The organism is Gilliamella sp. Pra-s52 (assembly GCF_009795805.1).
GTDB lineage: Bacteria > Pseudomonadota > Gammaproteobacteria > Enterobacterales > Orbaceae > Gilliamella.
In genome coordinates, this window is the sequence record NZ_WTEY01000027.1 from 1 (window position 1) to 10035 (window position 10035).

A 10035-nucleotide genomic window follows, 5' to 3' on the forward strand; every position below is an offset into this window, starting at 1 on the left:
CTTATATCAAAATCAGCAGCGAAGGTATCGAACTGGGTACACAGGATAATATCTATCTTAAGTGTAATGTATTGCAGAAAATGGGAGCAGCTAATTTGTCTCATACAAAAGATCTGCCTGGTGAAGTAAGCTGTCAGCAAAAACAGGGACAGCAAGTTCAGAAACAACAGGCTTGTATTGTTTTAGAGTAAGGATATCCTATGTTAAAATATGGTCAAACTGCTATCGATTTAAGTCGATTATCAACGAATGCCATTGCAATTAGCAAGCAAATTATCATGTTATCTCAAGCTTATAAACAACGTTGTTTAGTTATTGTCGATCCATTTTTAAACCCGATCAATGCTCCTTTTATGAATTTTTATAGACTTCATCTGAGACTACATCAAATACGGATCATGCATCCGTCAATATTAGCTGCCAGATGTCCATGGCTGATAGAACTAGATCTACGTGATAAATATGAACAATCGGTACTAAGTTATATGATTGATTGTGGATTAAAACAATTAGATCCAGAATCAATATCTACAGGTCAAGGTCAGCAATATTGTGCTTGGTTATTTACGCATAAAAAAGCACAATCCATTGCTAGGGATTTGGCTACTTTAGCATTACAAAAACGAAGTCGAAAAACAATTCTTCTACGTTATTACGATCCGACTGTCTTTTTTCAATTGATGAGCTTATTTAGTCCAAAACAGCAAAACAAACTATTAGGCTATATTGAAATCTGGACGATGATAAATCGGCAAGGTATGCTCAGGGTTCATCGTCATGAAGGACAAATCTACCCTGCATATATTGGAGACCTCATAATAACCGATGAACAATATCAACAACTAGATTGTATTGGAATAAATAACAAAATTATTCAATCGCAAAGGTTGGAAAACAAACAAACTGATATTGATGAAATTCAATCACTACAAAAAATCATGCCTTGTTTGCTTCGTTTAAAACAAAAAAATATCCAAGATCAAGATGTGCAATTTGAATGGGCAAAATTCGCATTAAAGTGGGGGCAAGATTTTGATCTTACTCCAAAAATTGCCGAACAAATTCAAGATTTATCAAAGGCTAGCGAATACTACCCAATAGTGAAAAAATTACATACATTAAACCAACAAAACAGGCAAACATTAGCATAAAAAATGAGGAAATGGTATGGCAGATACAAACAATACACCAGAATGTGGATGCCAAACGAAAGGACTGGCAATACCACCAGTGAGATACACAGTAGTACCAAACTATCGTCACCCTCCTAGATTGATAAAAATTGGCGCTCTTCTCTTTTTTCTGGCAAGTGTGTTTTTCCTGCTATCTGATTAATCAATATAAATTAGCTATATTAATCAAAGGGATTTTAAAGATAATGGTTAAAACTCAAGCTAAAATAGTTTATAATTCATTGCTTATGCGGTTGTGTGTAAAACTACAGTGGTAGTTTAACTAGCTAATAAATAATAATATTAAACGGTAAAAGGAAAGACAAAAGCATGGCAAACAAGTTTGACCCGTTGGTTGACAAGTTAGGTGAGGGATTGGTTAATGGGTTAATTGATAGGGTGAAAAGTGTGAGTCATAATCGGTATACGCTAACTATGGAAGATCTGAGTTCACTGGTGTCAGTGTTGCAGGTTAAAAACGATGAGCCACTCAATCAGCCTTGGTATTATACCATTGAATTTACCAGTCCTGATAAATCCCTGTCCCTTGATTCCCTCCTTAACCAAAAGGCCACTTTCTTATTTAATCTTGTTATCAATAAGCTCTTAAGCACCGCCATTCGCTTATTAAGTGATTTACCTACGGTCAGTAAAGCGCGAGCGCATTATCAAATTGTTTTATCATCTCGTTTAGCTTTGTTAGCTCTAGAAAAGCAGTGTGCGATTTTTCAAAATCAAAGCGTGGTCAAGGTGGTGGAATTACCGCAATGTGCTCCGGACGCTAGCCAACAACAAACTGCGCATGGATGACAAACGGGGGCAAGAGCATATTAAACGCGCCACTGAATACGGCAAAACCCAGCTTAATATCAGTCATTTAGTCGTTAATAAAAAGGAGTAACTCAGTGAAGATATTGAGCTATTACAAATGATAAAAGAAAAACAACCAACAATATTTAAGCGATTTTAGAAAAAATATTTTAGGTAATTTTCTATTTCATATTTTGTAACACTAAACAAAAAAGGATAAAAAATGAACACAAAAGAAAAATGCGGTTGTCAACGGGATGGACTTGCTATATTTCCTGTGCGTTATACTGTTATTCCCACTTATCTTAATTGTTCAAAACCTTCATGGGCGCATTTAGATGGAGTCACAACAGTACCTTTAAATGATGATTACCAATATCATATTCGCCGAATAAGGGAAGGATTTATTTATCTTCATTTGCCTAGTCTTGTACAAAACTCACTAGACGAAGTTAATTTAGCTGATATTGATAAAAGTTGGATTGTTTATGAAGTCAATAGCAAGGGGCAGCTGACTTTACAACATTCCATTTTTACTGCTCCAACAGCTGAACACAGCAATGATGATTCTTATAAGTGTCCTAATTTAGATCAAAATCCAGAATTAACTTCGTTTATTACTATACCTAATTCATTCCGTCACGAAAAAGCTTACATTGCTTATAGTGAATTTCCATGGACTAAAGAAATGTTGCTTGACAGCACCAAATCGCCATTACCTAGAATGCAAGAAATCAATATTCAAGCATGGAAAAATCAGCAACAACAAGTGAGTGCAACGGTCGCCACCGAAGAGTCATTAAAGCAAATTTTAGATTTTGATTTTAATTTTATAACAGATCGACTAATGCCTGATAATCAACGTGGTAATGAAATATACCCTATGTTTTTAAACGATGATGATAAAGATCGTAAAAACAAGGCTATTTTTTGGAAAGAAGTAACAGAAAAGCGCGTTTCAAAAGTTAGTGATGTTAGTTATACAGGAATATCTTATACAACTGAATATTTTATCGAATATACATTTAAAAAAGAAAAACTAAAGCTTAACAGCACAAACCAACCATGGGCTCCTTTTAAAACAAAGTCTTTTATGACAGCTCCAGGCACAGATACTAAAGCGATTTTAGCGGAGCAATACCAAAGTAGTTTACATACGTTATACAAAAATATGCAAAATTATAGCGGTAATGATGGCACGCCAATGATCTTAGCAATAGAAGATGCATTAGGTGTTGCTCAAGATTTAAATAATTATTATAACGACATTTATGGTCACTTAGCTCAATTTAAAAAAGAAGCCGAAATGGAGTGCGATGTAAAACAATGTATGACCAAAGTTCGTGCTTATGTTGAATCAGATGTCGCTAAAAAAGACTTTGAAATAGCACCTTACAAAGATGAAATATATCAGATTATTGATAAAGGATTAACCATTGATGATCACGATTATCAAAAGGAAAAGTTAAGAGGGCTTGTCCTTAGAAAAATACCAGCAATACAATTAGAACAATATGGTGGTGATATTAATATTGAAACTGTTGCACAAGGTCTAGGTATTGACATTTCGGTCGTTAAAAATTCACCTGCACCAAGGAAACGTGAATTTTATAACATGGTCAAATCTTATATTTTATTGGTCAAAGATTACTTTTATGGCAAACCATTTGGGCATCTTTATTATCAAAAATTTATGAATTACCTTAAATTTGATAGTTATGAAGATGATAAATATCATATGACACATAAAAATAATCCTGGAGTGCCAGGATTAGCAGGCTATTATCCAAACTCTATCTATGCAAAGTTAGTTAAATATTCATCGTTTACACTTGATGCCAGCCTTATTGAAACCAAAGAAACCGCTTTAATTTTGCACAAAGTCTATCAAGAACTGGTAAATGACTATGACAGTAAAAAAGAGCAACATAAAGCCAAGCTCGATCAAAAAGTTGATAAAGCTCTTGAAAAGTACACCGAACGCTTAGACAGTAAAGATTTCGATGCTATTCTTAATCAAGTTAATAAAGAAGTAGAAAAAATAGCAAATGAACGTGCTAAACAGCTTATTCGCTGGCTTGAGCAAAGCCATTATCTTATGGCGATTAATGACTTAGCATATGAAGATAACATCAAAATTGATAGCGACGATCCAAAGTGGCTTGAATTTAAAATAGAAATGGATAAAGAGTTAAAAGAGGCTCTATCAAATGAAGAAATTACAGAGGAGCAATGTGAACAACTAAAAAATGTCAATATTAACGGATTTTATTTTCAATCGGTTTATACCCGTTCAACACATGGGCTAGAAGGGTGCGAAACAGGACGGCAATTTAACCAAAAAATGTATGACCTTAAACATCTAAAAGGGATCGATGTTGAATCAGGCGCCTATATTAAACTGCGTAAAACCCACTTTGTCATATTGGCATTACGGGCACAATTCTTCGATTTTAAGCCAGCAATGAAAGTCCTTCAAAATATTTATGATGTGGTTAGTAATGAACAAGAAACGGAATACAAAGAGCAATTATTAAAAAATATAGAAATAGAAAGTCTATCATTTATTACGAGTCAATTTCGCTATGCAACTTTAATGCTTGAGTATTTTACTGAACTGCAACGGCTAAAAAAAATCGAAGGATTAACCACAATTGCCCTTAACACTAATCTGGGTAAAAGAACAATTTTAATCAAATATCTGGCTAACTATGACTCACCAGGGCTAATTTGTAACGGAGTATTGCGGATGCACGACAATCTGATCAAGCTCTGTAAACCTATCGGTAATGGTTTGTATAGTTTAGGGGCAATGATTGCCGAATCGTCAATACTGGCCCTTTCGGGGACAGTTTGGAAAATCTGCGTGGTTTATGCTCACCTAAAATATCAACTGTTTGAAGCGTGGATAACCTTTAAAAGCCTTAGTTTTTCGGGTGTTGATGTTGGTGGTGGCTTAAAGTTAGTATCTAATGCCTATTCAGCTGAAGTAAAAAAACTGATTAAAGATTTGCGCAATAGCTTAAACCAAGTGATCAAAGATATTGACCAACGATTTCATCGCCAATTGGTTGAAATTGAACATGTCTTTAAAAAAGCATTAAATATTACCTTTAAAGTGTTTGAAGATGGTACAGGGATCAATGTTAATCGCAAACAACTTCAATTTCGCAGTGTAAGACTTTCTTTTTTAGTCGGTGCATTCGAAATTTATAACTGGCAATATGTGATGGACAAAAAGCCTAATCTGTTTGCTAATGATAGTGATATTATAATGGAAAAAATGATAGCTACTAGTTCGCTCATTGCCGCTGCTGCAGATATTACAGCCAGTGTGACAAAAGTTTTAACTGGGCGAACATCAGTGTTTATTTATTCCAAATTTACTTTTGGTGTTTTTACTGGATTAGTTAGCTTTTTAATGGGGGCTAAAATGATAAAATCCATTATACAAGATGGTGAATTTGGTAGTGTCTTGTCAATATTTTTAGCTAGTGCATCATCTTTGAGTTATTTTGCCTCAGGCAGTGCTTTTTCGTTAATGTGTATGAGCTATCGTTATGCTTGGGTACAAACTTTTATTGAAGCTAAAATTACACCAGCGGCAGAAAAGCTAGCAGCACGCTTTGCTAAAAAAGGCGTTCAAAAAGCGTTTGATCTATTTGCTATGCGTACAATATTATTCCGTTTTGCAGGTGTTGTTGGCATAATAGCTTTGGTTTTAGAATTACTTTATGACTATTTTTCTGACGATGAAATTCAAGTTTGGATCACCTATTCTGCTTTAGGAGTACGTAAAGGTGAGCTAAGATTTAGAATGAGTTTAGATCAAATTAACTCGTTTAAAAAACTCAATATGTTTGTTGAAAAGTTCCAAGAAGAGAGCGGTGTTAATCTTTCCCAAATTAACAAAAAAGCAATTGAAAGTATGAAAAACGATTACGAGTCTATCTTATTAACGGCTCAAAATAATGTTCATAAATGGCTTAAATAAAGAATAAGGGCACTTAGGTGCCCTTATTCTTCAAGCGGTGGGTAGCCTGGCCAGTAATTTTCAAATGGTAACTCTCCCATAGTGATGGCATATTTACGCCAAAGTTGGGCTTTTGCAATATCTTGTGCTTCACCTTTATAATAATAACTTAAATAAGTCATGGTTTTATAGTAACCTTGTATTGACTCTTTTACTAAGTAACGTTCTTTTAATGGGGTAATTTCACCAATAGTTTCACCTAGTACGCTTGACCATGTTGGTCTTGGCCAAATTTCTATAGGGCCAATCCCATTGATAAAATTTAACTGATAGATTCGATTGAAAAATTTAAATTTTTCAGTAATATAGTCTTCGTCGCTGGAATCGGTTATTTGAAATTTTTGTCGGCGTGGTTCTTTATAATATTTAAGTGTTGTCTTTAAAGAGTAACGAATATGCATTTTTTGGTTTATCATATGCCATAAATTATCGTCTGGTAAAATCTGGTAAGCCTGTTCTAGAGTCGCAAAACTTTTAGGTATATCTTGCTCAGTGCCAAGACCTTGCATATACATAAAGGCCAGTGTTTTAAGCGCAGGGGCGCAGTTTTGTTTGGCGGCTTTTTGATATAACTCAAAGGCCTGCTTTTCATCTTTTTCAACGCCGATACCGAATAAATAAAAATAAGCTAAATTAGTTTGAGCAAGGGCATGCCCTTTATTAGCCGCTTTTTGATACCATTCGATGGCTTTAGCCAAATCAGGCTCAACGCCTTGACCAAATTCGCTCATTGGGTAAATTGCACGGGAATAAGGGTCAGAAGGTAGTTGAAACTCATAAGGAGCAAATTTGGCTTCAATATAGGGTAAATCGGGGTCAGCATTTTTGCCGTTTTCATCAAAAAAGTAGTTGCGAGGCGGTTTACCACCAGAGCCGTTTTCGTAGATATAGCCAATACTATTTTGCGCATCCAAATCACCTTGAGCGGCCGCTTTTTCAAACCAGCTTAATGCAACAGGAAAATTATTAAACTCATCACGATACATCGCCCCCAAATTATATTGGGCTTTAGCCAGTCCTTGAGCCGCGGCTTTTTCGAACAATAATCTGGCTTTAGTGTGATAGCCTTTATGTAACAAGGCATCTTGATAATAGATTTCACCCAGATTATTTTGTGCTGTAGCCTCGCCTTTATCGGCCAGTTTGGTACAAATAGCGATATTGGCTTCATCTTTTTTAAGTGGTAAACACTTTGTATTAGTTTTAGCATAAGCACTAGGCAAAGATAACCCAATTAACATCGTCACTAAAAAGGGGAATTTGGTGTGTGCTAACATAGCGTGCTCCAGTTAATCGTTCAATAAAACATCAGGTTAACATAAAACACCCCTAGATAAAACAGATTATTAATTCCTAATAGCAGTCACTGAGGATGAAATTAAAACCAAAATAACGTTCATAAATGGCTTAAATAAAGAATAAGGGCACTTAGGTGCCCTTATTCTTCAAGCGGTGGGTAGCCTGGCCAGTAATTTTCAAATGGTAGCTGCCCCATAGTAATAGCATATTTACGCCAAAGTTGGGCTTGTGCAATATCTTGTGCTTCGCCTTTATAGTAGTAACTTAATAATGTCATGCGTTTATAATATCCTTGTATCGATTTTTTAACAAAAAAACGCTCTTTTAGTGGGGTAATTTCACCAATAGTTTCACCTAATATTACTGACCATGTTGGTCTTGTCCAATCATACATTGCCCCAACAGTACCCGTAAAATTCAATTGATAGATTCGATTAAAAAATTGAAATCGTTCAGCGATATAATCTTCGTCGCTTGAATCATTTGGTTCAAATTTTTGTCGGTATGGTTCTTTATAATCTTCAATTTTAGCTTTAAGTGAGTATTTTTTATAATTTTCGTTAGTTTCAATACGCCAGATAATATCTTCTAGATTATAATCAGGCATAACACGAAAAGCCTGCACCAAAGCGTCAAAACCTTTAGGTATATCTTGCTGAGTGCCAAGGCCTTGCATATACATAAAGGCCAGTGTTTTAAGTGCTGGGGCACAGTTTTGTTTAGCGGCTTTTTGATATAACTCAAAGGCTTGTTTTTCATCTTTTTCAACGCCGATACCGAATAAATAAAAATAAGCTAAATTAGTTTGAGCAAGGGCATGGCCATTATTAGCCGCTTTTTGATACCATTCGATGGCTTTAGCCAAATCAGGCTCAACACCTTGACCAAATTCGCCCATTGGGTAAATTGCACGGGAATAAGGGTCAGAAGGTAGTTGAAACTCATAAGGAGCAAATTTGGCTTCAATATAGGGTAAATCGGGGTCAGCATTTTTGCCGTTTTCATCAAAAAAGTAGTTGCGAGGCGGTTTACCGCCAGAGCCGTTTTCGTAGATATAGCCAATACTATTTTGCGCATCCAAATCACCTTGAGCGGCGGCTTTTTCAAACCAGCTTAATGCAACAGGAAAGTTATTAAACTCATCACGATACATCGCCCCCAAATTATATTGGGCTTTAGCCAATCCTTGAGCCGCGGCTTTTTCGAACAATAATCTGGCTTTAGTGTGGTAGCCTTTATGTAACAAGGCATCTTGATAATAGATTTCACCCAGATTATTTTGTGCTGTAGCCTCGCCTTTATCGGCCAGTTTGGTACAAATAGCGATATTGGCTTCATCTTTTTTAAGTGGCAAACACTTTGTGTTGGTTTTAGCCGCACTGGGCAATGATAATCCAACTAACACAATCAATAAAAAGGGGAATTTGTTGTATGCTAACATAGCGTGCTCCAGTTAATCGTTCAATAAAACATCAAGTTAACATAAAACACCCCTAGATAAAACAGATTATTAATTCCGAATAGCAGTCACTGACGATGAAATTCAAGCTTGGATCACCTATTCAGTTTTAGGAGTACGTAAAGGTGAGCTAAGATTTAAAATGAGTTTAGATCAAATTAACTCGTTTAAAAAACTCAATATGTTTGTTGAAAAGTTCCAAGAAGAGAGCGGTGTTAATCTTTCTCAAATTAACAAAAAAGCAATTGAAAGTATGAAAAACGATTACGAGTCTATTTTATTAACGGCTCAAAATAATGTTCATAAATGGCTTAAATAAAGAATAAGGGCACTTAGATGCCCTTATTGTTCAAGCGGGGGGTAGCCTGGCCAATTACTTGGATGTTTTCCCTCCGTCATGATGATAGCATATTTACGCCAAAGTTGGGCTTTTGCAATATCTTGTACTTCGCCTTTATAATAGTAACTTAATAAAGTTATGGTTGTATAATATCCTTGGATTGCCTTTTTTATATAATAACGCTCTTTTAGTGGGGTAATTTCACCCACTGTTTCACCTAATACAATTGACCAAGTTGGTCGTTGCCAACTATACATTGATCCAATACCATCTCTAAGGTAAAGTTGGTAAATATTATTAAAGAATTTAAACCGTTCAGTAATGTAGTCTTCATCACTGGAATCATTTGGTTCAAATTTTTGTCGGTATGGTTCTTTATAATCTTCAATTTTAGCTTTAAGTGAGTATTTTTTATAATTTTCGTTATTTTCAATACGCCAGATAACATCCTCTAAACTGTAATCAGGCATAACACGAAAAGCCTGTACCAAAGCGTCAAAACCTTTAGGTATATCTTGCTGAGTGCCAAGACCTTGCATATACATAAAGGCCAGTGTTTTAAGCGCTGGGGCGCAGTTTTGTTTAGCGGCTTTTTGATATAACTCAAAGGCCTGCTTTTCATCTTTTTTAACGCCGATACCGAATAAATAAAAATAAGCTAAATTAGTTTGAGCAAGGGCATGGCCTTTATTAGCCGCTTTTTGATACCATTCGATGGCTTTAGCCAAATCAGGCTCAACGCCTTGACCAAATTCGCTCATTGGGTAAATTGCACGGGAATAAGGGTCAGAAGGTAGTTGAAATTCATAAGGAGCAAATTTGGCTTCAATATAGGGTAAATCGGGGTCAGCATTTTTGCCGTTTTCATCAAAAAAGTAGTTGCGAGGCGGTTTACCGCCAGAGCCGTTTTCGTAGATATAGC

Annotated in this window: 8 protein-coding genes and 1 pseudogene; 6 read left to right on the forward strand and 3 right to left on the reverse strand. The window is 35.6% G+C overall.

Annotation, left to right across the window (positions count from 1 at the left end; all coding sequences use genetic code 11):
• The 5 genes and pseudogenes from GQ594_RS11555 to GQ594_RS11575 all read left to right on the forward strand — a co-directional run.
• The coding region (locus GQ594_RS11555) for a DUF2345 domain-containing protein (RefSeq protein ID WP_160413046.1) at window positions 1-191 on the forward strand (191 nt) is incomplete at its 5' end.
• A 9-nt stretch (window positions 192-200) separates the two neighbouring features.
• Window positions 201-1151, forward strand: coding sequence for a DUF4123 domain-containing protein (locus GQ594_RS11560; protein ID WP_160413044.1), 951 nt, complete (start codon window positions 201-203; stop codon window positions 1149-1151).
• Window positions 1152-1607: 456 nt separating this feature from the next.
• Window positions 1608-1982 (forward strand): contractile injection system protein, VgrG/Pvc8 family, encoded by a 375-nt coding sequence (locus GQ594_RS11565; RefSeq protein ID WP_237414291.1) that lies wholly within the window; start codon window positions 1608-1610, stop codon window positions 1980-1982.
• Window positions 1930-2070: pseudogene (locus GQ594_RS12535) on the forward strand (type VI secretion system Vgr family protein); the annotation flags it as partial. The gene GQ594_RS11565 and the pseudogene GQ594_RS12535, both read left to right, overlap by 53 nt.
• A 135-nt stretch (window positions 2071-2205) precedes the next feature.
• Entirely contained in the window at window positions 2206-5976 is a 3771-nt protein-coding gene (locus GQ594_RS11575) for a T6SS effector BTH_I2691 family protein (protein WP_160413037.1), read from the forward strand.
• 23 nt (window positions 5977-5999) lie between these two features.
• Here GQ594_RS11575 and GQ594_RS11580 read toward each other — a convergent pair whose 3' ends face one another.
• Both GQ594_RS11580 and GQ594_RS11585 read right to left on the reverse strand, forming a co-directional pair.
• On the reverse strand, window positions 6000-7292 hold the full coding sequence (locus GQ594_RS11580; RefSeq protein ID WP_160413035.1) for a tetratricopeptide repeat protein: 1293 nt from the start codon (window positions 7290-7292) through the stop codon (window positions 6000-6002).
• Between the two features lie 161 nt (window positions 7293-7453).
• Window positions 7454-8755 (reverse strand): tetratricopeptide repeat protein, encoded by a 1302-nt coding sequence (locus GQ594_RS11585; RefSeq protein ID WP_160413033.1) that lies wholly within the window; start codon window positions 8753-8755, stop codon window positions 7454-7456.
• 160 nt (window positions 8756-8915) lie between these two features.
• Between GQ594_RS11585 and GQ594_RS11590 the strand changes: the two genes are divergently transcribed.
• A complete protein-coding gene (locus GQ594_RS11590) occupies window positions 8916-9092 on the forward strand; it encodes a hypothetical protein (protein WP_160413031.1) in 177 nt (58 codons plus the stop codon).
• Window positions 9093-9115: 23 nt separating this feature from the next.
• Here GQ594_RS11590 and GQ594_RS11595 read toward each other — a convergent pair.
• Window positions 9116-10035, reverse strand: a 920-nt coding sequence (locus GQ594_RS11595; RefSeq protein ID WP_160413029.1) for a tetratricopeptide repeat protein, incomplete at its 5' end; no start/stop codon positions are given.